We start from the raw sequence: 23,345 nt of genomic DNA, 5'->3' as shown, positions 1-23,345 counted from the left end.
AACCATCCCAATAGACATGGAGTTTATGCATGAACAAGCGTATCGCAGTAGTCGGTGGCCGCCCCGCGCCAATCCACGGTGCCAAAGAACTGGGCATCGACGTCGTACTGGTGCATCAAGAGGGTGACTACGAGCAGGAGATCCTCGCCCATTGCGAACAAGTGGTGCATGCCAGGCTTGACGACGCCGAGGCCATTATCAAGGTCCTCGAGCCCCTGCACCGCGAACGTCCGTTCGATCGCATCATTACCACCACCGAAGTGGCGGGCGAGTCGACGGGCAAGGTGGTTGATCACTTCGGCCTCACCGGGGTTTCCTATAAGACTGCGCGCCTGCTCAAGGACAAAGTGGCCATGCGCGAGTTGCTGGTCGAGCACAACCTGAGCCCGGTAGCTTATCGCCATGTCACCAGTGCGCAGGATGCCATCACGTTCGTCAAAGAGCATGGCAAGTCGGTTCTCAAACCAGCCGAAGGCGTAGCCAGCCTGCACATCCATCCCTGCGATGACGAAGCCTCCGCTTCCAAGGCTTGGCAGGCGCTTCAGGATGCCGACGTCAAGCACATCATCATCGAGGAGTACCTGGAGGGGCCGGTCGTCAGCGTCGACTCCTTCTCGTTCAAGGGTCGCCACCTTCCGATTGGTTACTCCCAGTACCGCATGAACGACAAATACGTAGAGTGGGAGGTCAGTACGCCGAGCACTGAGGCCAAAAAATGGCTGAGCGAGCTGAAGGAAATGACCTGCCGCCTGCTCGACGCCGTAGAGCTGGAGGAGGGGCCTTCCCACAGCGAGTTCGTGCTGACCCCGAAAGGTCCTCGTGTACTCGAATCCCACGCTCGCCTGGCGGGCTCGGGTGCCCCGGAGCTGGTGCGGCGTGCGTTCGGCCTGGACCTGAACCGCATGTTCCTGACGGTGCCACTGGGTATCGACACCCTGCCGGATGTGTCGCCCGAGCCGATAGCGGGTGCCGCGATCCAGTTCTTCGTACCGACGCCTGGCAAGGTCAGAAAGGTCGAGCTCGATCTCAAGCCTGATGTCGATGTGCGCCATACCAAGCCAGGCGAGACTCCACTGGTGTTCCTGCCGTTCCTGTTCGAGCTGGGTGCAGCCGAGCGTGCCGTCGTCATCCAGAAGCATGAGGGCGACAAGATTCCTCCGCTCGACACCGTTGCCGACTGCGTTTCAGGGTATGTCCTGGCAACAGGCTCCTCGCGCGAGGAGGCCGTTCGGATCGGTGACGAACTGGTGGAAGCGGTCCACTTCATCGTGGACCCCACGGCATGAGATATGTCCTGTGCTTGCACCGTTGGGTCGGCTGCCAAGCGCTCTATGACCGATACGAACTGCCTGCAGGAATGCAGATTCGGGCGATCTGCACGCCCGAATCCCGCGCGTCCCTGCCGAGCGAGCGTCTGGCGTCAAGCTCGACGCTCGCCTCACTGGACGATGCTGAGGCGGTCATGGTCGAGGCTGAGCGTTTGGTCGAGCAACATGGCGTTCCGGCGCTGGTGGTTGCCCTTAATGAGGGCGACCTGCTCAATGCGGCTTCTATCCGCGAGCGATGGCAGATACCGGGAGATCTTGTCGCCTGGACCGAGCGGTTCCGCGACAAGCTCATCATGCTGGAGGTCGCTGGCCGGCAAACGTCGATCGGTGTGCTGCCTGCCTCGCCCGCCGATTCCCGCGAAGCGGTGGAGCGACTGGCGGCCGAACACGGCTATCCGCTGGTGCTCAAGCCGCGCTATGGCACGGCGAGTCGCGGGGTAAAATTCCTTCGCGGCCCAGGGGATCTTGATCAGATCCGGCAGGCAACGGAGCCGATGATGGTCCAGGCTTACTGCGCGGCCCCCATCCTGCACGTAGACGGCTGGTGGGATGGGCAACGGATTGTGGTCGTCACGGCGTCGCGTTATGTGAACAGCTGTGCCGATTTCGGTCCGGACAGCCCGCTGGGTAGCATCGAGCTCGAGGAGGGCGACGACGAACAGCGAATTGCGGGGCGCGTCGAGCAACTGCTGGCAGTCTTCGCGCCTGAGCGAGAAATCGTCTTCCACCTCGAACTGTTCGACCTGGATGACAGATGGCTGTTCCTGGAAATCGGTGCCCGGGTCGGTGGAGCCGAAATTCCATTCCTCTGGCGAGAGGTGAGGGATATCGACCTGCTGGGGATCGCTTGGGAACTCCAGACAGGGGCGTCTACCCGCTACAGGGATCTTGCGCGCAGCCTTAGCAAGGAGGGCAGGCCATTGCACCCCGAGCGGGGTGCATGGGTGATCGCCCGCCGCAACAGCTCGCCGCGCGATGGCTTGGGTACCCTGTACTGGGCTCAGCCGCAGAACCTGGATCGCTTCGCCAGCGGTGTTTATGAAGGCGCTGGCACTCGCCTTCGCCTGCGCAGCTTCGATCGCCCCGCGTTGGTACGTGACGTGGGGATGATCTTCGAACAGTTATCCGAGTCATGGGGGGCTCAATCTTGAAAACAGCCGTTGTTACAGGTGCCAGCAGTGGTATTGGCGAGGCATGCGGCCGTACCTTGGCCAGTCGTGGCTGGCGGGTATTCCTTGTGGCGCGCAGGGGTGATCGGCTCGAGCGGATTGCCGGCGAAACCGGCGGACACGCCATTGTGCTGGATGTGACACAAGCGCGAGAGGAGGACTTGGTACAGATTTCCGAGTGCGATCTGCTAGTGAACTGTGCGGGCGGTGCGATCGGCCTGGATGCGGTAGACACGGCCAGTGCCGAGGATTGGACGAACATGTTCAACAGCAACGTACTGGGGACTTTGCGGATGACCCAACTGATGTTGCCTCGGCTCATTGCATCCCAAGGGTGCATCGTCAATATTACCTCTACGGCTGCGCTAGCCGGTTATGAGGGGGGAGGCGGCTATTGCGCGGCCAAGAGTGCTCAGCGCGCGCTGACCCATTCCTTGCGACTGGAGATGAAGGGCGTACCGGTGCGCATCACCGAGGTGCTTCCCGGGATGGTGCATACGCCAGAGTTTTCCTTGAATCGTTTTCGCGGCGACGCCGAACGGGTCAGCGCCATCTACAATGATGTCGACCGGCCTTTGAGCGCGGACGATGTCGCCCAGGTTGTGGCCTGGGTTGCCGATCAGCCCGCCCATGTCAATGTCGACGAAATCGTGGTTCGGCCAGTGGCACAGCGCGCTCAGCATGCGCTGTTCCGCGGCAGTCTCGGCTGGCTCGAGCCCCAGCGGGCCGACAAATCCCCTTTGAATGAAGGAGCACGCTAATGATGGCGCTGGAAAACCTGGCCGGTGTGGCCATCATCTCCTTGGGCATGGTTCTGACACCGGGTCCCAATATGGTCTACCTGACCTCGCGGGCGATTTCCCAAGGGCGGCTGGCCGGGATGATTTCGCTGGCGGGTGTGGCGCTAGGCTTCGTGTGCTACCTGCTGGCTGCGGGACTGGGGCTGGCGGCCTTGTTCAAGGCGGTGCCAGTGGCCTACGATTTCGTCAGGATCGCAGGCGCATTCTATCTGGGCTACCTGGCCTGGAACATGCTGAAGCCCAGGGGGACCTCCCCCTTCGAGGCGCGCGAACTGCCACCTCACTCGCCGAGACGGCTGTTCACGATGGGGCTGGTGACGAACCTGCTGAATCCGAAAATTGCGCTGATGTATTCCGCGCTGATTCCCCAGTTCATCGACCCTTCCGCAGGGTCTACCTTCCAGCAATTCATCCAGATGGGGCTGGTACAGATCACCATTGCCGTCACAGTGAACGGCATGATCGTCCTCGCCGCCTCCCGGGTCAGCGGATATCTGGCCACGCGACCCTCTGCCATGCGCACCCAACGCTGGGTGTCCGGGACCGTCCTGGGCGTCTTCGCGGTCGATATCCTGCTGCGCAAACCGCTCACCTGATAAAAAAGCGAGTGTTTCGCAAGCTCTGCAATGACAAGGCCCGGCCAATCGCCGGGCCTTGTCGTTTGGCGGAACCACGGGGCAAGTTTTGCAAGGTTACTGAACCTTCGCGCACTCATCCGGGGTCTCATGACTATAACGGTTTGATTCAGTCATAAACCCTGTGGAGGGCGCCATGGACAAGCCGCTCGAAAAGTACAACAACATGAGGAACTTCGAAAAAAGTCCAGAGCCTGCCGGTGTTTCCAAACCCGCCAAAGGCCGACGACAAGGCAAAGCGCATGCGCTGCAGTTCTGCATTCAGAAACATGACGCCTCGCACCTGCACTATGACTTTCGCCTGGAACTCGATGGCGCGCTGAAAAGTTGGGCCGTGCCGAAAGGCCCGTCGCTGGACCCCAAGGTCAAGCGCCTGGCGATTCACGTCGAAGACCATCCACTCGATTACGCCACGTTCGAGGGCACCATTCCCGAAGGGCATTACGGCGCCGGCGAGGTGATCGTCTGGGACCGCGGGGTGTGGATTCCCCAAGACGATCCGACCAAGGCATACGCCAATGGCCGGCTGAAATTCGAGCTGCTAGGGGAAAAACTCGGCGGCCTGTGGAACCTCGTGCGCACGCACATGCCGGGCAAGCAGGAGCAATGGTTTCTGATCAAGCATCAGGACAGCGCGGCCAGACCTGAAAGCGAATATGACGTGGTCGCCGCCGAGCCCAACAGCGTGCTCAGCGATCGCGCCATCGTCGCCAAGTCGAAACCCGATCCCGTCAAAAAGCCAGCGGCGAGGGCGCTCAAGGACAAGTCGCCACAACTGACGGGCGCCCGCAAAGCCAGTCTACCGGAGCTGATCAAACCCGAATTGGCAACGCTGGTCGAATCCGCTCCGGATGGCGAATGGAGCTACGAGGTCAAGTTCGACGGCTACCGGGTCATGGCGCGCATCGACCACGATGAGGTCAAACTCTTCACTCGCAACGGTCACGACTGGACCCACAAATTGCCCGGGCAAGCCGAGGCGTTGGCGGCATTGGGGCTGGAATCGGCCTGGCTCGACGGCGAAATGGTGGTGGCGAACGAGCAGGGCGTTCCGGATTTTCAGGCGCTGCAAAACGCGTTCGATGCCGGCCGCAGCGGGAATATCGTCTACTACCTGTTCGATGTGCCCTACCTCAACGGCGTGGACCTGCGCGAAGTGCCCGTCGAAGAGCGCAGGGCCGCACTGGCGACTGTGCTCAAGCCCAATGAAAACCCGCAATTGCGATTCTCCGACGCCTTCGGCGAATCCCCGGAGGCCTTGCTCAACAGCGCCTGCGAAATGCAGATAGAAGGGCTGATCGGCAAGCGCCTGGGTTCACCTTACGTGTCCCGACGCAGCAGTGACTGGATCAAACTCAAGTGCAAGCATCGACAGGAATTCGTCGTGGTCGGCTTCACCGACCCCCAAGGCTCTCGCGGTGCCTTTGGCGCGTTGTTGCTGGGTTTGCATGACCGTGACAGCGGTGAATTACGCTATGCCGGCAAGGTCGGCACCGGGTTCAACGAGGCGACCCTCAAGCGCATTCACGAACGACTCAAGCCCCTGCAGACGAAAAAACCGTCGGTGGTCAACCCGCCCAGCGGTGGTGAAGCCAAGGGTGTGCATTGGCTCAAACCCGTTCTGCTGGCGGAAGTGGCTTTTGCCGAGATGACCAAGGACGGCTCGGTACGCCAGGCCGTGTTCCATGGGCTGCGTGAGGACAAGCCTGCTGAAGGCATCACCGAGGAGCGTGCGAAAGCCATGAAAACTGCAGCCGCTAAAAAGACAACCGCCCAAGACGCACCCGCACCGTCACAAGTCAGCCTGGGGCAGGGCAAGGTGCGTATCACGCACCCGGATCGGGTGATCGATGCCAGCAGCGGTACCACCAAGATGCAACTGGCGGAGTATTACGCCAGCGTCGCCGAGTGGATCCTGCCGCAGCTCAAGGACCGGCCGGTGGCGCTGGTGCGTGCACCGGACGGCATCGCCGGCGAATTGTTCTTTCAGAAAAACGCAGAGCGTCTGGCCATTCCCGGAATCGCCATCCTGGACAAGGCACTGACGGGCCAACCGATGATGGTCATCAACAACGCCAGAGCCCTGATCGGCGCGGTGCAGATGGGCACGGTGGAGCTGCACACCTGGAACGCCACATCGGTCGATCTGGACAAACCCGACCGCTTCGTCCTCGACCTTGACCCGGACCCGGCGCTGCCCTGGAAGAGCATGATTGAAGCGACTCGGCTGACCCTCACGGTGCTGGATGAGCTGGGGCTCAAGGCGTTTCTCAAGACCAGCGGCGGCAAGGGGATTCACCTGGTCGTACCGCTGACCCGCAAGCACGGTTGGGACGAGGTCAAGGACTTCAGCCACGCGATTGTCAGCCACATGGCCAAGTTGCTGCCGGAACGTTTTTCTGCGGTGTCGGGGCCGAAAAACCGGGTTGGGCGCATCTTCATCGATTACCTGCGCAACGGTCTGGGCGCCACCACGATTTGCGCCTACGCCGTGCGCACCCGCGAAGGGCTGCCGGTGTCGGTGCCGGTCTTTCGCGAAGAAGTGGCCGAGCTCAAGGGCGCCAATCAGTGGAACCTGCACACTGTGCATGAGCGCCTGGCCGAGGTGGGCGATGAACCCTGGGCCGACCTGAAGAAAACCCGGCAGACGATTACCGCCGAGATGCGGCGGCGGATCGGGATGAAAACGTAGTGAATCAGCAGGAAGGCGGCGAGAGGCACTCGCCGCCTGGACGACTATTGCTTGCCGACCGCGGCTGCGAGCAGCGGTGCCACCTGTTCATCGGTCAATGCGGCGTGGACTTCCATGTTCATGAGGTCGCTCCATTCCAGCACCCACTTCTGAATCGCCACCGGATCACTGGCCTCGGCAATGCCCACACCGCTGGAGCCGCCGACGGCATGCCAGCGCCCCAGCATGGTGACGCCTGCGGGTGGGGCGCCACCGGTCTTGAGAAAACGTTCGATCGCGCTGTTACGTTGTTGCGGACTGATGGACCAACGGACCATGAATAACATCTGCCACCTCCTGCTACGGACTGGCACCTTTTATCTTCGCGTTCCTGGCTGGCGCCGGGGCCACGGTCACGCCTGAGTTTCCAGCTCCGTCCTGGCTGGCCTGAAACCTGTTCTCCCATCAGAAGGCATAGCAGCGGACCGTGTCGCGCGTACGACCGCTGATCCTGTTTCAGGGCATTCGAGCGAACGTATCGGGATAACGGAGCAAGCCATCAGGCATCACGCAACAAGTCGTTGGCATTGAGCAGCTCGTAGGCGACTTCCGGATGCTTCTCCAGCCCTCGACGAATTGCCGCCGGGATCGACTGACGGGTTTTACGGCACAGGCCCGGCAGTTCGCCGAGGGTGATGTTGATGCCGCGCATGGTGCGCACTTCATTGAAGCCCGGAACGATCTCCACGCGCAGGCCCAACTGCTCGTACATCCGGCGTTGCAGACGCTCGAGGTCGCTCAGGCTCTGGAGGTTTTCCAGGCGTTCGATCAGGCGCTTCTCTTCCGACTGGGTCAGGCTCAGGATGCGCAGGTCCGTGCCGGGGGTTTCCAGCAGCTGCTCACGCTCGCAGATGCAGGCACCGGGAGGGCAGGGTTGGCGGATCGGAAGAGAGGTCGTCATGGGGTTCAATCATAGAGCGCTATGATCGGGTTTGCCCATGGGGTTGTGGTGCCTTCGAGCGCGATGTTGCCGAAATCGTCCGGTTACCTGCGCTGCTAGAATGCATGTATCAGTCCCGATTCTGGAGAACCAGGATGATCAGCAAGAACACGATTTGCCTCTGGTACGACGGCACCGCGCTGGACGCTGCGAAGTTCTACGCCGAGACGTTCCCGGACAGTGCTGTGGGGGCTGTCCTTCGCGCGCCTGGCGACTATCCGGCGGGCAAACAGGGCGATGTCTTGACGGTCGAATTCACGGTGATGGGCATCCCTTGTCTCGGGCTGAACGGCGGGCCGGGTATCAAGCACAACGAGGCTTTCTCGTTCCAGGTGGCGACCGACGATCAGGCAGAAACCGACCGCTTGTGGAACGCGATTGTTGGAAACGGCGGCCAGGAAAGCGTATGCGGCTGGTGCAAGGACAAGTGGGGACTGTCGTGGCAGATCACTCCACGCGTGCTGACGGCTGCGATAACCAATCCTGATCGAGCGGCGGCCAAGCGCGCGTTCGACGCCATGATGGGGATGACAAAGATCGACATCGCAGCGATCGAAGCGGCTCTGGAGCGTTAACCAGCGTCGCTCAGGGCTTGGCTGCGACCGTTGTCGGGTGGATTTCAGGCGCTGTATGTTCAGAGAGGAGAGCACTATGAGCAACGAACAGGTGGCACCTGAAACGCAAGGTGTTGCGGTGAAGTTACTTGCTACGGTTGACCTCGGCCCTGAGATCGAGGGCATGGCAGGGCGCCAACTTAGAATGCGCATGGTGACCATCGAGCCTGGAGGCGTCTTCGGGCCGATTCACAACCATAAAGACAGACCCGGCACCGTTTACATCCTGCAAGGAACGATCACTGACCATCGAAATGGCGTCGCCACGGATTATGGGCCGGGCGTGGGTTGGCCCGAGGACAGGAACACCACACACTGGCTTGAGAACAGAGGCACGATTGCGGCGGTGGAGATCTCGGTCGATATTGTCAGGCAAGAGTAAGTTCAGCCCCCTGGTAGAACTATTTGGATAATTGTGCCGTGGAACAACTGTCCGCTCTTTACTGTGGATTCCAGCAGGCTTACTGCCATCCAGCCCCATGCCAGTTACCAAGAGCCGCTGTGTTGCATCGAGCGGTTGAATCCACAGCCGAAACCCACCGGGTCGACGTGGGTTAAAGGTGTGGTGTTCCAATTTGATCAACGGGCAACTGAGCCCCTTCCAGCTTATAGGCAGCACTGGCCAGCACTGTTGTGGACTGGCGCATCCGTGCGCCAAACGACCGGTTTTAACGCTTGATCAGGGAAATCTTGGTTCCTTCGATGCTGACCCCAGCCATTAACCCCTGCTGGTCGAAAATGAACGCGTAGGCATCGTCCTTCAGCGTCGAGCTGGACAGATTTTTCGCCATCCCTTCATCAACCACGACAACAGTGGGCCCTACGCCGATTTCCCAACCCTTGGATTTATTTAAAAAGTTCACGGCTTTTTCGGTCATCAGGAAAACCACATAGCCATACGACTGGGCGCCGGCCTGCAGCCCCCATGATCCGGTCACGGAGTTGTAATAATTCTCTACTTTCTTGCCCTTCAATAATTCACCTTCGCCATAGCCGCCGCCAAACACAAGGCCCGCCTTGATGATTTTCGGGAAGACAAGAATCGCTTTGGCGTTGTGTGAAATGGTTTCGGCAAATGGCCTGGCCTTGTAGAGCATTTGCAAGGCTTGCCGAGAGTCGACATCCAGATCCTCGGCGGTGGTCGCACCTGCAGTGTTCAAGAAGCTTGCCGATGCCAGTGAGGCTGTCGCAAGGACGATCGATAGGAAGAACCGCATTGACTGAGTCATTTTTGTACTCCGATACGGGAGCATTGGATGTGAGCAGCAGTCAGCATCTGCCCCCCCCCCGGCAGAGTCCGAGCCTACTGAAATGATCCGGCGCACCCTAAAGTGTGTGAGCTACTGGCTTCGCCTTTGAACGCAGCAGGCCAGCGGCCTTGGATCATTGGTGAGGTCATCACTTTTTTGACCTCTGTGCAGGGGCAGGGTTCGTCGTCTCGGCTTCGGCGAAAAAGGTCAGGCGGTCGATCTGCGATAGTCCGTCGGGCAAGAATTTACGCGAGAAGTCGAAACTCCGGTCCTGTATCAAATCGCGATCGATCTGCCATTCGGTTTTTTTCGATCTGACAATTTGAGCATAACGGGCGGCGTTGCCCGACTCTGAGCCGGGTAGATCAAGGTTCACATTGAGCTTGACGCTAAACGCCTCGTGCCCGGTGCGCCTACTGACAAAAATGTCAGTCCGGCCGGGCTATACCTGTTTGAACAGCTTGGATACGCGGGTTGCAGCGAACCATGCCCATTGGCTGGAAACGACCAGCAGGCGCTTCAGTAAACGGACGCACTGGCCCAGGCGGTACCGTACAGCCCGTAGGACGCGACGCCTGTCAGCCGCAGGTCGCGAATCAATCAGGCATAGCTTGGTGGTGGCCAGGGCCACTTTTGCTCCGATCGCTACAGCGACGGCGAGGAAATACAGCCAACGATGATTCTTGGCTTTGTCATGTTGGCTGACCAACGCCGACAGCTGCTTCAAGTAAGGCTTGGCAGCGGCGAGCCGGGGGATGATGCATTCGCTGGCCAAGGCCACGGTGTGGCTGCCGATACCGTCGTCCACAAGACCCGGCGGACCATCAGGTTTGGCCAAGCAATAGTGGTGGGGGACATACTCACAGGTGCTGGAGAGCGGCGATGACTTCGAGAGGTCACTGGAAAAGTACTTCACAGGGCACAACCGTTGATTGTATTCGGCGATCTCTGTGCGAATGGCGATCACATCCTCATCGCTTACGGTCCTGCGACTCGCGGAGTAAAACCCTTTGGAATCATCCGGTGCGAATTCGATGAAGTAGCCGGCTTCGCCTTCCTTGATGTGTGTAAAGGTCCACTGCGAATAGCGGCTCCACTGGCACGACCTCAGGTCATCCAAGCCATTGGCCTTACAGTAGTCGTCGTAGCGCCTGATTTGGCCCAACAAGTAACCGCTGGCATCCTGGATGTTCGCCGTCGTCCCCTTCAGTAATGTGGCGTCTTCGTTGGCGCCGTTGTCCGCCACGAAAAACACCGCTGCGACCAAGGCCAGTGGGAACCAGAAGTGATCGTAGATCTGGCGGAAACGTTCGGTGAGGTTGAGGTTGTTGCTATCCGAGATGTCTTGAAGCGCACGGGACCGCACAATCAGTCCGACACGGTGGCAACAAGTGTTCCGCTCACCAGCAGGCCAGATGTCTCTCGATCAACCTTGCCACCTCGGCTGCGTGAGTAAAGCCCAGACTGTGATCGGCGCCCGGGAAAACGTGTAGTTCCGCGCGGGGTAACAGTTGAGCAAGGCGCTGGCCGACGCGAACAGGGCTGATCGGATCAGAATCTCCCCAGAGGAGCAGGACTGGCATGCGCAACTCGACCAACCGGAGCGTGAGGTCGGTGCGGTCGTCGAGAAACCACCTCGGCAGTGTCGGGTTGGCGGCAGCAAAATCCGGGCGCCAGTCATGCGCGTCCAGAGCAGACATATCCACCCCGCCAGAGGTGACGGTCAGCGTCAGGTGTGTGATCAGCTCAGGGCGTTCAAGCGCTGCAAGCACAGCGACTATGCCGCCCATGGACTGCGCCACCAGCGCTGTGGGCCGGTCGATCTCGGCCAGCACGCGAGTCACCAGATCATCCATGCCAGTCACGCCAGGCAAGGGCGGAGTGTCTCCAAAACCGGGCCAGCCGATATGGACCTGCTGCGCCGGGTGGGCCAGGCGCTCAGCAACCGGATGCCAAAACCGGGTGTTGCCTGAGGCTCCGGGCAGGAAGAGGAGTTTGGCGGGGGATACGATCACAGGTTCGGTCCTTGAAGGTGGAATTGAAAGAGTCAGCAGGAGGGAAAAATGGATGCCACGAGGTTCGATGAGCACTTCGGAACGAGAGCCGCCGGTAGTGAAGGGCCGCTTGCGACCGATTCTGTTGAAAAAGTCGGTCCGGACAGTCCGGACACTAGCGTCAGGTTTCGGATTGATGGGTCGCCCAGTGTTTCATCTCTTCGGCAATGAAGTGGTTCACCAAGTCGCTGTACATCTTCTCGATGGCATCCGGGCTCAGGCCCTCGGCTTCGGCCCACTCGCGTCGTGTCGCCAGCATGGCCTTGAAACGCTCCGGAGCGCGCACCGAAGTCACCGAAGTCTTGAACTTCGAGGCGGCCAGCACATAGTGAAAACGCTTGCCCAACAGCTTGATAACGGCCTGATCAAGGGCGTCGATTTCGCGTCGGATATCTTCCATGCCCGCACACTCTGCAGGCTGCAACTGATTGATGACTTCCATGTAGGTAACTCCGTTTGTTGAAAAAGATCGTGGGCTCCAGGTTCTGATTTTACGACGGCTACGCAGCCTCGCGAACTCGGCCCGCTCTGATAAATTCGATGAGCGCTTTGAGGGCGGGTGGCACATGGCGCCGGCTGGAGTAATAAAGAAAGAATCGGCTTGGCGGTGCTTTCCACTCCTGGAGTATTTCTCTGAGATGCCCATTCTGGATATCGTCGCGCGCCAGTTCCTCATAGACATAGGCAATACCAGCGCCATCTTTCGCCGCCTGGATCATCAGCGCATCGTCTTCCAGAATCAGCGGGCCTGTGACGGACAACCGTATCGGTTGGCCGTCGGCTTGATACTCCCAAGCGTAAAGTTTGCCACTGGGAAAACGCCTGGCAATGCACGCATGGTCGAGCAAGTCGCGGGGGACGTGCGCGGTTCCCTTTGCGGCCAGATAGGCATCCGCAGCAACGGTCACGAACGACTGGGGTGCGCCGACAGGGACTGCGATCATGTCACCGGCCAGGCTTTCACCAAAGCGGACTCCAGCGTCAAACCCCGCATTCACGATATCGGTCAATCCATCATCGGTGATCAGGTCCAACTGAATACGTGGATACCTGGCCACGAAGGGCGCGAGCACTTTTGCAAACACGATGCGAGCCGCCGGACGCGCCACGTTGAGGCGAAGTTTGCCAGCGGGCACTTCCTGCATCGAGGTCAATTGCGCCAATGCATCGTTAACCTGGTGCAGGGTTGGGACCAGCGTCGCCAATAGCTGCTGGCCGGCCTCGGTCGGGGTCACGCTACGAGTGGTTCGGTTCAGCAGTCTGATGCCCAAGCGTGCTTCCAACGCTCGCATTGCGTGACTCAACGCGGAAGCTGAAACGCCACGCTCGTCGGCGGCCTTGCGAAAGCTGCGATGGCGAGCGACGGCGGCAAAGGCGTCGAGTTCAGAGAGATCGGGGTGATAACTCATGAATGCTGCTCAGTAGTTCAAATACGATTACCTATCTTATCGTCATGAGACCTCTGCCGGATACTTCCTCCATCATTAGTGGAGAGGTCGCTATGCAAAAGAATCGTCTTGGATCATCGGATTTTCTGATTTCGCCTATTGGCCTGGGGACATGGGCAATCGCCGGCACCGGCTGGGAGTACAGTTGGGGAGCGCAGGATGACAAGGACAGCCTGGGCGCACTTGAATATGCCGTCGAACGCGGCGTGAACTGGATTGATACCGCTGCAGTTTATGGCTTGGGCCATGCGGAGCAATTAGTGGGGCAGTTGCTGCAGCGGGTGCCGGCCTCACGTCGTCCTTTGGTGTTCACTAAAGGCAGCTTGGTCTGGGACCCGGCCACAAAGGCGATTTCGCACTCACTGGCCCCTCAATCCTTGCTCGCCGAGATCGACGCAAGCTTGCACCGGCTTCAAGTCGAGACGATCGATCTTTATCAGATCCACTGGCCTGCTTTTCCTGCCGATGCCAGCAGTGAAGGTATTGAAATGGCGCTTTCGGCTTTGGCGGCCGCGCGCGATCAAGGAAAGATTCGCGCTATCGGTGTATCGAATTTCGATGTCGCTCAACTCAAGCGGGCGCAGGCGGTGACAGAGATCGTTTCGCTCCAGCCGCCGTACTCGGCCTTGATGCGGGACATCGAGAAGGACGTTCTGCCATTCTGTGAGCAGGCCGGGATGGGTGTCCTTGCCTATTCCACGCTTCAATCAGGGCTACTTTCCGGCAGCATGACGCGTGAACGCATCTCGCAGCTGCCCGAAGACGATTGGCGCAAGGCCCGAAGTGCTGACTTCCAGGAGCCTCGTTTGAGTGCGAACCTGGCATTGGTTGACGTCATGGCACGCATTGGAGAAAGGCACGGGGTGAGCGCTGCGGCGGTCGCCATCGCCTGGGTACTTCGCCAACCGGCAGTGACGGGCGCCATTGTCGGTGCCCGCCGTCCGGCACAAGTAGACGGACTGATTGCAGCCTCGGAGTTGCGTCTTAGCACCGCAGAAATCGACGAAATTCGACCGTTCCTGCCGGCGGGCATGGGAACAAATGTCCCTGGTGCCGCCTGACGCTATTGAGCAGAGGGTGAGCGTTCAGTTCTGTTATTGAATGCAGGCGTTCGATGGGTAGCAGAGCGGTCGATCAAGATCGCAATGCTACCCATCACTTGGTTGGAGGCACTCGTCACTCAGAAGCGAGCGCGACATCCCCCTTCACGTGTTGGGTATCAGTAGTCATCTGACGACCCACCTTGAACCATGCGGCATACAGCGCCGGGACGAAGAAGATCGTCAGTAGCGTCGCCACGGTAAGGCCGCCCATGATCGCAATTGCCATCGGCCCCCAGAACACACTGCGCGTTAGCGGGATCATTGCCAGCACGGTGGCCAGCGCCGTCAGCATCACCGGACGGGCCCGGTGAATGGCGGCATCCAGCACGGCATTCCATGGGTCGCGCCCTTCGGCGATTTCGGTCTGCACCTGGTCGATCAGGATCACCGAATTGCGCATGATCATGCCACCCAGTGCGATGATGCCCAGAATCGCGACGAAGCCCAGCGGCGACTGGAACACCAGCAGCGCCGGCACCACGCCAATCAGGCCCAGCGGCGCGGTCAGCACCACCATCCACATGCGGGAGAAGTTCTGCAGTTGCAGCATCAACAGCAGAAGGATCGTGACCACCATCAGCGGGGCCACCGCCAGCAGCGCCTTGTTGGCCGTGTCACTTTCCTCCACCGCGCCGCCCACGTCGATGCGGTAGCCCGACGGCAGCTTCGCTTCGATATCCTTAAGCAACGGCTGGATCTCTTGCGTCACCGATACACCTTGCTCGCCATCCTTCACGTCGGCACGCACCGTGATCGCCATATCGCGGTTGCGGCGCCACAGTACTGGTTCTTCCAGCCCAGAGCGCACCAGTGCGACTTGCGACAGCGGCACCACCGTGCCCTGGCGCGTGTAGAGGTTGATATCTTTCAGAGTGTCGAGGCTCAAGCGCTCCTCAGGCACGGCACGGGCCACGATGTCGATCAGGTCCTCGCGCTCACGCAGCTGCGACAGGGTGGCGCCGTTCATCACAGTCTGGGTCGCCAGCGACACGTCGGCCGGCGTGAGGCCCAGCGCGCTCGCCTTGTCCTGATCAAGCTCGACCTTCAGCGTGCGCACCGGGTCGTTCCAGTCGAGCTGGAGGTCGCGCACCTTCGGGTTGGCCCCAACCACCTTCTCCACGTCGCGGGCGATCCGGCGCACCACCTGGGTATCGGGGCCGACGACGCGGAACTGCACCGGGTAGCCGACAGGCGGCCCCAACTCGAGCCGGGTTACACGCACCCATGCCTGCGGGAATTGTTGGTCGGCCGAGGCCACCAGCCGCGCACGTACCCGCTCGCGTGCATCCAGGTCCTTGGTCATCACAACGAGCTGGGCAAATCCCGGATTCGGCAGTTCGGGGTTGAGCGAGAGATAGAAGCGCGGTGCGCCGGCGCCGGTGTAGGCGGTATAGAAACGCACGTCCTCGTCCTTCGCCAGGATATCCTCCATACGCTTGACCTGCTCGGTCGTCGCGGCGAACGAGGCGCCTTCCTTGACGCGCAGGTCAATGACCAGTTCAGGACGCGAACTGTTGGGGAAGAATTGCTGCGGCACCAGCTTGATACAGGCCAGAGCAAGCACCAGAGCGCCAAGCGTCGCACCTATGACCACCCAGCGGCGCTCGATGGCGGCGTCGATCAGGCGGCGCAGGCTGCGGTAGAACTTCGTGTCGTACAGATCACCATGCTGGTGCTTGCCCAAGTCGTTGGGCAGCATCTTGACCGCCAGGTACGGCGTGAAGATGCCGGAGCAGATCCACGAGAACAGCACCGCGGCGCCGACGATCCAGAAGATGCCGCCCGCGTACTCGCCGGTGGTGGACTTCGAGAGGCCGATCGGCAGGAAACCCACGACGGTGATCAGCGCGCCGGTGAGGCGCGGCATGGCAGTAGACTGATAGGAAAAGGCGGCCGCCTTCACGCGGTCCATGCCGGTTTCCATTTTCGCCACCATCATCTCGATGGCGATGATGGCGTCATCCACCAGCAATCCCAACGCGATAATCAGCGAGCCGAGCGAGATACGCTCCAGGTTCCAGCCCATCGCCAGCATCACCAGCGCCACGCCGCCCAGCACCAGCGGCACCGTGGTCGCGACCACGAGGCCGGCGCGCCAGCCCAGGCTGGCCAGGCTCACCGCGATCACGATGATCAGCGCCTCGGCCAGCGCGTGCGCGAAGTCGTGGATGGCATCCTTCACCGTGGTGGGTTGGTCGGCCACGAGCTCCAGCTCCACGCCGTGTGGAAGTTCCGACTGGATCCTGGTGACTGCCGTGTCCATCGCCTTGCCAAGGTCCACGATGTTGCCGTCGCTGGTCATCGTGATGCCGAGCATCAGCACGGGCTGACCGTTGTGGCGGACCGTGTAGGTCGGCGGATCCTCGAAACCACGGGTGACGGTCGCGATGTCGCCGAGCTTGATCTGCCGCCCGCCTGCGGCGATGGGCACATTACGGATAGCCTCTTCGCCGGCGAACTGGCCGCTCACGCGCACCATGACGCGGTCGCCGTTGGTGTCGATCTGGCCGGCGGGCAACATGGCGTTCTGGCTTTTGAGGCTTTCGGCGATGGCCAGCGGTGTAATGCCCAGCGCTGCCAGGCGCTCGTGCGAGAACTCGACGTAGACACGCTTGGCCTGCTTGCCGATGAGATCGATCTTCTTGACCATTGGCACCCTCAGCATCTGGCGCTTGATGTCCTCCGCCGCGTCCGATAGGTCGGCGTGGCCGATGCCGTCGGCCTTGACCGCGTACATCAGGCCATACACGTCGCCGTACTCGTCGTTCAGGATCGGGCCGATCACGCCGTCAGGCATCTCCAGGCTCAGGTCTTTGAGTTTCTTGCGTGCCTGGTACCAGGCCTCACGCTGGTCAGCCTTGGAGGTGCCGCCGCGCACGGTGAGTGTCATACCCGCGTAGCCTTGGCGTGCGTAGGTGACCACCTTCTCGAAGTTGTCGATCTGCTCGAATTTCTTCTCCATGCGGTTGAGGACCTGGTCCTGCAACTGCTGGGCGGTGGCGCCCGGCCAGATGACCATGGCGGTCATGGAGGGCACGGAAAAGTTCGGATCCTCGAGCTGACCGAGCCGGGTGAAGCTGAAGGCGCCGGCCACTGCGACAATGAGGAGCATGAACAGGACGATGGCGCGATGGCGCAGCGCCCAGTCGGTGAGGTTCAGGTTGTTCATCGGGTGGCCTGCTGCGTGGGGTTCGCGTCAACGATCGCCGCGCCGGGAAGCGCGACCTTCAGTCCGGACGCCATCTTCTGCACCCCGGCGGTGACGACCAATGCGCCGGCCTGCGGTCCGGAGACGAGCACCTCGTCGTTGCGGTAGCCCAACACCGCCACCTGCACCAGTTCGACGACGCCTACCGGATCCTTGCCCTCGGGCGTGACCACCCACAGCGCCGGCTGGCCGCCGTTTTGTGTCAGTGCCGTGGCTGGCACCGCTGCCACCGAGACACTGGTCATCACGCGCTCGGCCGTTACCGTGGCAGTGGCGCCCAGCGGCAGCGCCTGCATCGGTTTGAGCCGCGCGCGATAGGTGCGCGTTTGCGCCGCTGCCTGCGGCGACAGCTCACGCAGTGTGACATCGAAGATCTCGTTCGGTGCACTGGCCAGCGAGGCCTTGAAATGAGCCTCCTTGAAGACGGACAGCTGATCCTCGGGCACATCGATGACGATCTCGGATTCATCCGGATTCGCGATCGATACGACCGGTTGGCCCTCCGGAACAACCTGCCCGGCCTCAAAGCGCACAGCTGTGACGACGCCGCTACGCGAAGCGCGCAGCACGGTGTACTTGAGCCGGTTGCGCGCGAGTTCGAGCTTTCGTGCCTCCGCCTCGGCGGTCGCATGCGCGGTTTGGGCATTGGTCTGCGCACGCTCGTCATCGGCCGCGCTGACCGAGCCGTCAGCCTTCAGCGCGGTCAGGCGCTGGCGGTCCGAATCGGCCTGGCGCGTCTGCTCGACGGCAACTGTCCACTGTTGTCGCGACGCGTCCTCAGCGAGGCGGTAGTCGCTGTCATCCAGCACAGCCAGGATGTCGCCTTCGCGCACAAACTGGCCGACATCGACCTTGCGCTGGGCGACCTTGCCGCCCACCCGGAAGGCCTGGTCGACTTCATGTCGCGACTGTACGGTGCCCACGTAGCGACTGACTTCGCGGGCATTGTCGTAGCTGATTTCAACGGTGCGTACAGGTCGTGGTGCCTGCACGGTCGGCTGGTCCGGACTGCACGCGCAAAGCATGACGGCTACGGCCAGGGCGCCGGCCGCAGTAAGGGAGGTTTTCAAGGCGGTTCCTCTTTGAAAAACGACAGGTTCTTAGGAAAGTGGTGGCCGGTCGGCTTTGGTGGCTGCAGTGGAAGGGGCGGGTTGTTCGAACACCTGCCAGCCCCCGCCCAGTGCCTTGTAGAGCTGCACGCTATCGAGCAGCAGTAGGGTGCTGCTTTCGTTGGCGTTCAAGCGTGCCGCCAGGCGCGCCCGCTGCGAATCCAGCAGCGGCAACAGGTCGATCTGCCCGCGGTTATAGAGCGACTGGGCGCGGTTCTGCGCAGACTCCGCGGACGCGGCGGCCAATTGCAGCGAACCGGAGCGGCGACGCTCCTGCGTCAGCGTGACAAGGGCGTTCTCCACATCCTCGAGCGCCCGTACGATGCCGTCTTCGGCGCGCAGCAGCGCCTCTTGTTGAGCGCTTTCGGCAGCGTCGTTGAGCGCTTGCGTGCGCCCGGCGTTGAAGATCGGCATCGCCAGCAGGCCCGCCACGTTGGTGAAGCGCGCAGCGCCGAGATCGGCGCCGTTCAGGCTCAGGCCCTGGCGACCGAAGGACGCGTCGAGGAAGAGCCGCGGAAACCACTCGGCCGCGGCCTGTTGGCGGCGCGCATTGGCTGCGTCGAGTTGCGCCATCAGCGCCAGCACGTCAGGTCGACGTTGCAGCAGCGCGGCGGGCTGGCCCGGCTTGGCCTCGGGCACCACCGCCACATCGCTATGGGAGGACTGGATGTTCGCGGTATTGAAGGACTGGTCGGCGATCAGCACCGCGATGCGATGGCGCGATACCTCCGTCAGCGTTTCCAGCGGTGGAATCTGTGCCCGTGCCGACAAGGCGTCGGTCTGTGCGCGCTCGACGTCGAAGGCGGATGCCAGCCCCACTTGCTGGCGCGCGGTGACCAGACGCAGCGTCTCGTCCTGCATCGCCGAGATGGCGCGCAGGGTCGCGACCTGACGCTGCGCGCCGATCAGTGTGAAGTAGTTGCTGACGACGTCGCTCATCACCAGCAGGCGTACACCGCGCATGCTGTCCTCCGCGGCCAGCGCATCGGCGTTGGCCGCCGCTGCGCCGGCGCGCAGGCGGCCGCTCAGGTCGAGTTCCCAGGAGACGTCCAGACCCACACTGGTGGTCTTGGTATCCGGATAACCCTGTTTCGTGGCCGAGTTGTAGCCGGTGCTGCGATCGCTGCCGGAGGCGGATGCGCCGACGCTCGGGAGCAGCCAGGAACGGCTGACCGTTTCGCCGGCACGCGCGGCGCGCAGACGCTCGGCGGCAATCTTGACGTCGCGGTTCTCGCGCGCTGCTCGGCGTACCAGATCCGTCAGCACCGGGTCATGGTAGACCTCCCACCATGCCGCCTCGGGTTCCATCCCGGAGGCTGTGCTCGCGGCGAAGTTGCTCGGCAGTTCGACCGACGGCTTGACGACCGGCGTGGAGCAACCGCCCAGGGCGAGGGCGATCGAAGTGGCAAGGGCAGCCGCAACAACGGCGAGCCCGGCCCGTTGCAAGGTCGGCCGACCGGTGTGGAGGGACAGTGGAAAGGAAACTGGAAGTCGCGGCATCGCATTGGACTCGTGTGGATTCGAGATGGCGTCAGCGTAGGGCCCGGTGTGTGCGAAGTCGTCAGCGAAGCGTCGCCGTTCGGTCGTCATATCGAGCGTTGATTCAGGTTGGAGGCGTCACTCGCGGTCGGCATCTGCCGCGTGCTCACCGGCTGCTGACGCGAGGTCCGAGTCAATCGACTCCAGCAACGCTTCGGCGGACGAAAACTCGTGCTGACGCCCGGTGACCAGGTTTTCGAGGCGGCCCACGAGAGCCCCGGGCATGGCATCGCTACGCAGCTTCACGACATACGAGCGACGATTCGGGTACTTGGATTCAGGGTTCAGGCTCATTGCAGACCAGGGGATCAGAAAGTTCGACGACAGCGTAGGCCGGGTCCCCTGGTCGAGTCGTAAGCGAAAGGTCAGATTTCGGTCGGGACAGACTTGAACACCGCAGCTCCCACAGGTTTTGCGCCCTTAACTCTTCAAGCCGGTTTTGCAGCCTGAAGCAGCGAACGCGCACGCTTCACCAGTTCGGTTCCATCGGCTTCGGGCAATTGGTCAACCAACGCCGCCAGGGCCTGGCGGTCCTCGGTCGTAGCGTTGTGGTGCCCACACAGTTCGACTAGCGCCTGCAACTCCAGCCACGGTGCTGCCTGGGCGCGCGCCTCCTCAATCGCACGCCGCACCGCAGTGCTGCCGGCATCGAGCCGGCCCTGCATCCGCGCAATCGCTGCCTCCAGCAGCAATAGTTGCGGCAGGTACACGCGCTCGCCCAGTTCTTCCCCCACCCGTAATGCTTCCTGTAGCTCGGCTTGCGCAGCGTCGAATTCACCCGCCAGCAGCAGCGCCTCGGCGGCGTAGCCGAGCACCTCGCTGGCACCGGAGCGCATGCCGAGTCCGGTGTGTTCGTCGTAGGCCTCGCGGATGCTGCGGTAGCCGTCGCGCGGCGCGCCATTGCGCGCGTCGGCCCAGCCGCGCCACCAGCGGCAAGCCGTACGCCCCAGTGCGAGTGAATACTCGTCGACCAGCGTCTGCATGTCGTCAGCCAGCGCTGCCACGCGCATGGGGTTGCCCATCCGCACCTCGATCAACACTTCCTGCCAGGTGGCGACCAGCCAGGTCATGGGCTGGCGAAGCGCCTGCGCGCGGGTCCGCGCCTGCTGCATGTGCTCCCGGCCTTGCTCAACCAGGCCGGAACGCACGAGTTCTATGGCCAACATACCGTGCAGCATGACCTGAGGATCGGCCGCAAAGATCTCATTCGCCCCGATGTCCAGCGGCTCGGCGATCGCGAGCGCGCGCTCCAGCCAATGGCGGGTCGCCTGCGTGCGCCCCTGGAGATGATGCACCTCACCCTGAACGATGCACGCCACCAGCATGAGCACTGGATCGTTCGCCTCGCACGAGAGGGCTTCGGCGCGTTCCGCTACCGCAAGTGCCAACGTGTAGTCGCCGCGTAGACCGAGCAGATAGCCGAAGCCGTGCAGCAGGCGCCCGCGCATCGGATGCTCGGGCACCTGCGCTAGCAGTGTGTACGCGCGTTCGAACGCATTCCTGGCTGCGCTGCCGACACCGAGCGTATGGAAGGCCGATACGCCCTGCAGCGTCATCAAGGTCATTTCGAGCGTATCGCGCTCTATCCCTGCCGGTGCTTGCCGCAGCAGAACCCGCGCGCGCTCAGTGAGGCCGATGCACAAGGCCGGGCTGAAGTGCAGCAGCGCGGCTTCCGCGGCCTCGGCGTAGTAGCGCAGCGCGATCATCGGCTGCCGGGCCCGGTCGAAGTGCGTCGCCAATTCCGAGGCAGCAACCGGCATGCCGGCCATGCGCTCGTGTTCAAGCGCAGCGCCAACCTGATGATGAAGGTGAGTGCGCAATGAGCGCGGCGTGCGGTCGTACAGTACCTGGCGGAAGAGGGCATGCCGGAACGAGTAAGGTATCTCCACCGCCTCTTCAGGTCCGGCGACCCGCGACCGCGTGAGCCACACCTGCTCGCGCACCAGTTCCTCGCAGGTGTCGGCCACAGAAGCGAGGTCGCGCTCGAGGGCCAGCGAAACCGTCTCGACCCGAAACTCGACACCGCATACCGCTGCCGCCGAGAGCAGCGCACGCTGCTCCTGCCCGAGCTTGGCGATGTAGTGATCAATGATGGCCGCGAGGTTTTCGGGAACCGCCATTCCCGCCAGCCGGGCTTCGATGGTGGCGTCGTCGTCCGCAGGGTCCATCACTTCACTGATGACTGACGACACGAACAGCGGTACACCGTCGGTGCGCTCGTGCAGGGCACGCACGAAGGATTCATCGTGCGCCAGCGACGTCGAACGTAGCGCCACATAGTCAGCGACTTCGGTTTCCGAGAACGGATCGAGCACCACTTCTTCGCACAGACGTTGTTGGCGCAGTTCGTGGCGCAACGAGTTGAGCGGATGTTCGAGCGCTACCACCTCGGCAACGCGGAAGCTCGACAGCCACATAAGCCGCGCGCGGCCACGTCGCCGCGCCACATAGTCGATGAGCTGGACCGTCGCCCGATCGCTCCAGTGCAGGTCTTCGGTCACTAGCAACAGCGGTCGCTGCTCCGTGTAGCGATCCAGCAGTTCGCCCATTTCCCGCAGCATGCGATCCGGACCGATGCCGGCAAGCTCGCGCCGCAACGCGTCTCGCTCTTGCGCTGTGCTCAGCCACGGCAGTTGCAGCAGCCAGGTCGGTGCCACGGCGCGCAGCAGTGTCGGCAGGGTAGGGTCGCTGCGGCACAGATCGGCCAATGCCTCCAGCACCGGCAGGTACGGTTCGCCGGTGCCGTAGTGCTCCACGCAATGGCCGCGAGCACAGGCGATGCCGCCAAGGCTGGCGAGGAAATGCTCGATCAATGTGGTCTTGCCAATCCCCGGTTCTCCGGCGAGCCAGACCACTGCCCGTTGCCCGCCGTAAGCCCGTTCCCACGCCTGTTGCAGTCTTGAGAGCTTGTCGGTGCGACCAATGAATGGCGGCGACGGATACGCGCCGGCCGCCGGCACCGTCGCAGATGCAGATGGCATCGAAGGGGCAGGGGATGGCCCGGCGATGAACCGATAGCCACGCCGCGACACCGTCTCGATGAAGCGGGGCTGCCTGGGGTCGTCGCCCAGCACCTTGCGCAGATCGCTGATGGCCGTCTTCAGCACCGAATCGCTGACAAACCGATGCCCCCACACTTCATCAAGCAAAGCATCCTTGGTCACCAGCGATCCCGGCTGGCGTGCAAGCGCACAAAGCAGCATGAAGGGCGTTGGCGCCAACGCCACGGCTTCTCCATGACGTGACAAGCAGGCGTTGGCTTCGTCGAGTTCGAACTCGACGAAGCAGAGCTGGACCGGGTTCGGATGGGGCTGCGGGCGTGCCACGTTGGATTCCTGAAGACTGAAACAGAGTGGTGCGCCGTGAGGCATGGCACGTGGTCATTCCAATAACAACGCTGATCGGCTCGGAAGCCAA

At 61.9% G+C, this 23,345-nt stretch carries 21 protein-coding genes; 8 read left to right on the top strand and 13 right to left on the bottom strand.

Going from position 1 to position 23,345, the window contains the following annotated elements:
* Window positions 1-29: 29 nt before the first annotated feature.
* From AACY49_RS22505 to ligD, 5 genes are all read left to right on the top strand, one after another.
* Complete coding sequence (locus tag AACY49_RS22505) at window positions 30-1,286, top strand: ATP-grasp domain-containing protein (protein WP_258696329.1); 1,257 nt, start codon at window positions 30-32, stop codon at window positions 1,284-1,286.
* On the top strand, window positions 1,283-2,479 hold the full coding sequence (locus AACY49_RS22500) for an ATP-grasp domain-containing protein (RefSeq protein WP_339526539.1): 1,197 nt from the start codon (window positions 1,283-1,285) through the stop codon (window positions 2,477-2,479). The genes AACY49_RS22505 and AACY49_RS22500 overlap by 4 nt, the downstream gene beginning before the upstream one ends.
* Window positions 2,476-3,258, top strand: coding sequence for an SDR family oxidoreductase (locus AACY49_RS22495; protein ID WP_320391011.1), 783 nt, complete (start codon window positions 2,476-2,478; stop codon window positions 3,256-3,258). The genes AACY49_RS22500 and AACY49_RS22495 overlap by 4 nt, the downstream gene beginning before the upstream one ends.
* Window positions 3,258-3,893 (top strand): LysE family translocator, encoded by a 636-nt coding sequence (locus AACY49_RS22490; protein WP_258696326.1) that lies wholly within the window; start codon window positions 3,258-3,260, stop codon window positions 3,891-3,893. Before AACY49_RS22495 ends, AACY49_RS22490 begins: the two co-directional genes overlap by 1 nt.
* 175 nt (window positions 3,894-4,068) lie before the next feature.
* Complete coding sequence (ligD, locus tag AACY49_RS22485; RefSeq protein ID WP_339526534.1) at window positions 4,069-6,624, top strand: DNA ligase D; 2,556 nt, start codon at window positions 4,069-4,071, stop codon at window positions 6,622-6,624.
* Window positions 6,625-6,668: 44 nt separating this feature from the next.
* On the opposite strand, the gene AACY49_RS22480 is transcribed toward ligD, so the two are convergent.
* A complete protein-coding gene (locus AACY49_RS22480; protein WP_258696324.1) occupies window positions 6,669-6,950 on the bottom strand; it encodes a DUF3303 domain-containing protein in 282 nt (93 codons plus the stop codon).
* 212 nt (window positions 6,951-7,162) lie between these two features.
* The gene (locus AACY49_RS22475; RefSeq protein WP_019648541.1) at window positions 7,163-7,564 is read right to left on the bottom strand and encodes a hypothetical protein; all 402 of its coding nucleotides are present in this window, start codon (window positions 7,562-7,564) and stop codon (window positions 7,163-7,165) included.
* A 134-nt stretch (window positions 7,565-7,698) separates the two neighbouring features.
* Here AACY49_RS22475 and AACY49_RS22470 point away from each other — a divergent pair, with 134 nt between their 5' ends.
* Entirely contained in the window at window positions 7,699-8,178 is a 480-nt protein-coding gene (locus tag AACY49_RS22470) for a VOC family protein (protein ID WP_339526530.1), read from the top strand.
* A 76-nt stretch (window positions 8,179-8,254) separates the two neighbouring features.
* Entirely contained in the window at window positions 8,255-8,599 is a 345-nt protein-coding gene (locus AACY49_RS22465; RefSeq protein WP_339526529.1) for a cupin domain-containing protein, read from the top strand.
* Window positions 8,600-8,885: 286 nt separating this feature from the next.
* Here AACY49_RS22465 and AACY49_RS22460 read toward each other — a convergent pair whose 3' ends face one another.
* From AACY49_RS22460 to AACY49_RS22435, 6 genes are all read right to left on the bottom strand, one after another.
* Window positions 8,886-9,446, bottom strand: a complete 561-nt coding sequence (locus tag AACY49_RS22460; protein ID WP_320391008.1) for a lipid-binding SYLF domain-containing protein — start codon at window positions 9,444-9,446, stop codon at window positions 8,886-8,888.
* A gap of 169 nt (window positions 9,447-9,615) precedes the next feature.
* Window positions 9,616-9,843, bottom strand: coding sequence for a hypothetical protein (locus tag AACY49_RS22455; RefSeq protein ID WP_339526595.1), 228 nt, complete (start codon window positions 9,841-9,843; stop codon window positions 9,616-9,618).
* A 66-nt stretch (window positions 9,844-9,909) separates the two neighbouring features.
* Window positions 9,910-10,833 (bottom strand): hypothetical protein, encoded by a 924-nt coding sequence (locus tag AACY49_RS22450; protein WP_339526528.1) that lies wholly within the window; start codon window positions 10,831-10,833, stop codon window positions 9,910-9,912.
* Between the two features lie 34 nt (window positions 10,834-10,867).
* On the bottom strand, window positions 10,868-11,482 hold the full coding sequence (locus AACY49_RS22445; protein WP_339526526.1) for an alpha/beta fold hydrolase: 615 nt from the start codon (window positions 11,480-11,482) through the stop codon (window positions 10,868-10,870).
* A 160-nt stretch (window positions 11,483-11,642) separates the two neighbouring features.
* Window positions 11,643-11,963: an isochorismate lyase gene (locus tag AACY49_RS22440; protein ID WP_258696319.1), complete on the bottom strand. Its 321-nt coding sequence runs from the start codon at window positions 11,961-11,963 to the stop codon at window positions 11,643-11,645.
* 58 nt (window positions 11,964-12,021) lie between these two features.
* Window positions 12,022-12,930, bottom strand: coding sequence for a LysR family transcriptional regulator (locus AACY49_RS22435; protein WP_258696318.1), 909 nt, complete (start codon window positions 12,928-12,930; stop codon window positions 12,022-12,024).
* Between the two features lie 92 nt (window positions 12,931-13,022).
* Here AACY49_RS22435 and AACY49_RS22430 point away from each other — a divergent pair, with 92 nt between their 5' ends.
* Window positions 13,023-14,030 carry an aldo/keto reductase gene (locus tag AACY49_RS22430; RefSeq protein WP_339526521.1) on the top strand — a complete coding sequence of 336 codons (1,008 nt, stop codon included), beginning with the start codon at window positions 13,023-13,025 and terminating at the stop codon, window positions 14,028-14,030.
* A 115-nt stretch (window positions 14,031-14,145) separates the two neighbouring features.
* Here AACY49_RS22430 and AACY49_RS22425 read toward each other — a convergent pair whose 3' ends face one another.
* The 5 genes from AACY49_RS22425 to AACY49_RS22405 all read right to left on the bottom strand — a co-directional run bounded on the left by AACY49_RS22425 (window position 14,146) and on the right by AACY49_RS22405 (window position 23,254).
* Complete coding sequence (locus AACY49_RS22425; protein ID WP_339526519.1) at window positions 14,146-17,241, bottom strand: efflux RND transporter permease subunit; 3,096 nt, start codon at window positions 17,239-17,241, stop codon at window positions 14,146-14,148.
* A complete protein-coding gene (locus AACY49_RS22420) occupies window positions 17,238-18,350 on the bottom strand; it encodes an efflux RND transporter periplasmic adaptor subunit (protein ID WP_339526517.1) in 1,113 nt (370 codons plus the stop codon). The genes AACY49_RS22425 and AACY49_RS22420 overlap by 4 nt, the downstream gene beginning before the upstream one ends.
* A gap of 30 nt (window positions 18,351-18,380) precedes the next feature.
* A complete protein-coding gene (locus AACY49_RS22415) occupies window positions 18,381-19,889 on the bottom strand; it encodes a TolC family protein (protein WP_339526591.1) in 1,509 nt (502 codons plus the stop codon).
* 117 nt (window positions 19,890-20,006) lie between these two features.
* Window positions 20,007-20,222: a hypothetical protein gene (locus tag AACY49_RS22410; protein WP_339526515.1), complete on the bottom strand. Its 216-nt coding sequence runs from the start codon at window positions 20,220-20,222 to the stop codon at window positions 20,007-20,009.
* Between the two features lie 134 nt (window positions 20,223-20,356).
* Entirely contained in the window at window positions 20,357-23,254 is a 2,898-nt protein-coding gene (locus AACY49_RS22405; RefSeq protein ID WP_339526513.1) for an AAA family ATPase, read from the bottom strand.
* Between the last annotated feature and the right edge of the window lie 91 nt (window positions 23,255-23,345).

Source organism: Pseudomonas sp. EL_65y_Pfl2_R96, from assembly GCF_963970905.1.
GTDB lineage: Bacteria > Pseudomonadota > Gammaproteobacteria > Pseudomonadales > Pseudomonadaceae > Aquipseudomonas.
The sequence above is the reverse complement of the archived record's forward strand: the minus strand, read 5'-3'. Positions and strand labels throughout refer to the sequence as shown.

Bases quoted from the DNA above. Each gene is read 5' to 3' on its own strand.
- AACY49_RS22465 (WP_339526529.1), top strand. From the start codon at position 8,255: ATGAGCAACGAACAGGTGGCACCTGAAACGCAAGGTGTTGCGGTGAAG.
- AACY49_RS22505 (WP_258696329.1), top strand. From the start codon at position 30: ATGAACAAGCGTATCGCAGTAGTCGGTGGCCGCCCCGCGCCAATCCAC.
- AACY49_RS22475 (WP_019648541.1), bottom strand. From the start codon at position 7,564: ATGACGACCTCTCTTCCGATCCGCCAACCCTGCCCTCCCGGTGCCTGC.
- AACY49_RS22490 (WP_258696326.1), top strand. From the start codon at position 3,258: ATGATGGCGCTGGAAAACCTGGCCGGTGTGGCCATCATCTCCTTGGGC.
- AACY49_RS22415 (WP_339526591.1), bottom strand. From the start codon at position 19,889: ATGCCGCGACTTCCAGTTTCCTTTCCACTGTCCCTCCACACCGGTCGG.
- AACY49_RS22430 (WP_339526521.1), top strand. From the start codon at position 13,023: ATGCAAAAGAATCGTCTTGGATCATCGGATTTTCTGATTTCGCCTATT.
- AACY49_RS22435 (WP_258696318.1), bottom strand. From the start codon at position 12,930: ATGAGTTATCACCCCGATCTCTCTGAACTCGACGCCTTTGCCGCCGTC.
- AACY49_RS22440 (WP_258696319.1), bottom strand. From the start codon at position 11,963: ATGGAAGTCATCAATCAGTTGCAGCCTGCAGAGTGTGCGGGCATGGAA.
- AACY49_RS22425 (WP_339526519.1), bottom strand. From the start codon at position 17,241: ATGAACAACCTGAACCTCACCGACTGGGCGCTGCGCCATCGCGCCATC.
- AACY49_RS22500 (WP_339526539.1), top strand. From the start codon at position 1,283: ATGAGATATGTCCTGTGCTTGCACCGTTGGGTCGGCTGCCAAGCGCTC.
- AACY49_RS22410 (WP_339526515.1), bottom strand. From the start codon at position 20,222: ATGAGCCTGAACCCTGAATCCAAGTACCCGAATCGTCGCTCGTATGTC.
- AACY49_RS22460 (WP_320391008.1), bottom strand. From the start codon at position 9,446: ATGACTCAGTCAATGCGGTTCTTCCTATCGATCGTCCTTGCGACAGCC.
- AACY49_RS22470 (WP_339526530.1), top strand. From the start codon at position 7,699: ATGATCAGCAAGAACACGATTTGCCTCTGGTACGACGGCACCGCGCTG.
- ligD (WP_339526534.1), top strand. From the start codon at position 4,069: ATGGACAAGCCGCTCGAAAAGTACAACAACATGAGGAACTTCGAAAAA.
- AACY49_RS22480 (WP_258696324.1), bottom strand. From the start codon at position 6,950: ATGTTATTCATGGTCCGTTGGTCCATCAGTCCGCAACAACGTAACAGC.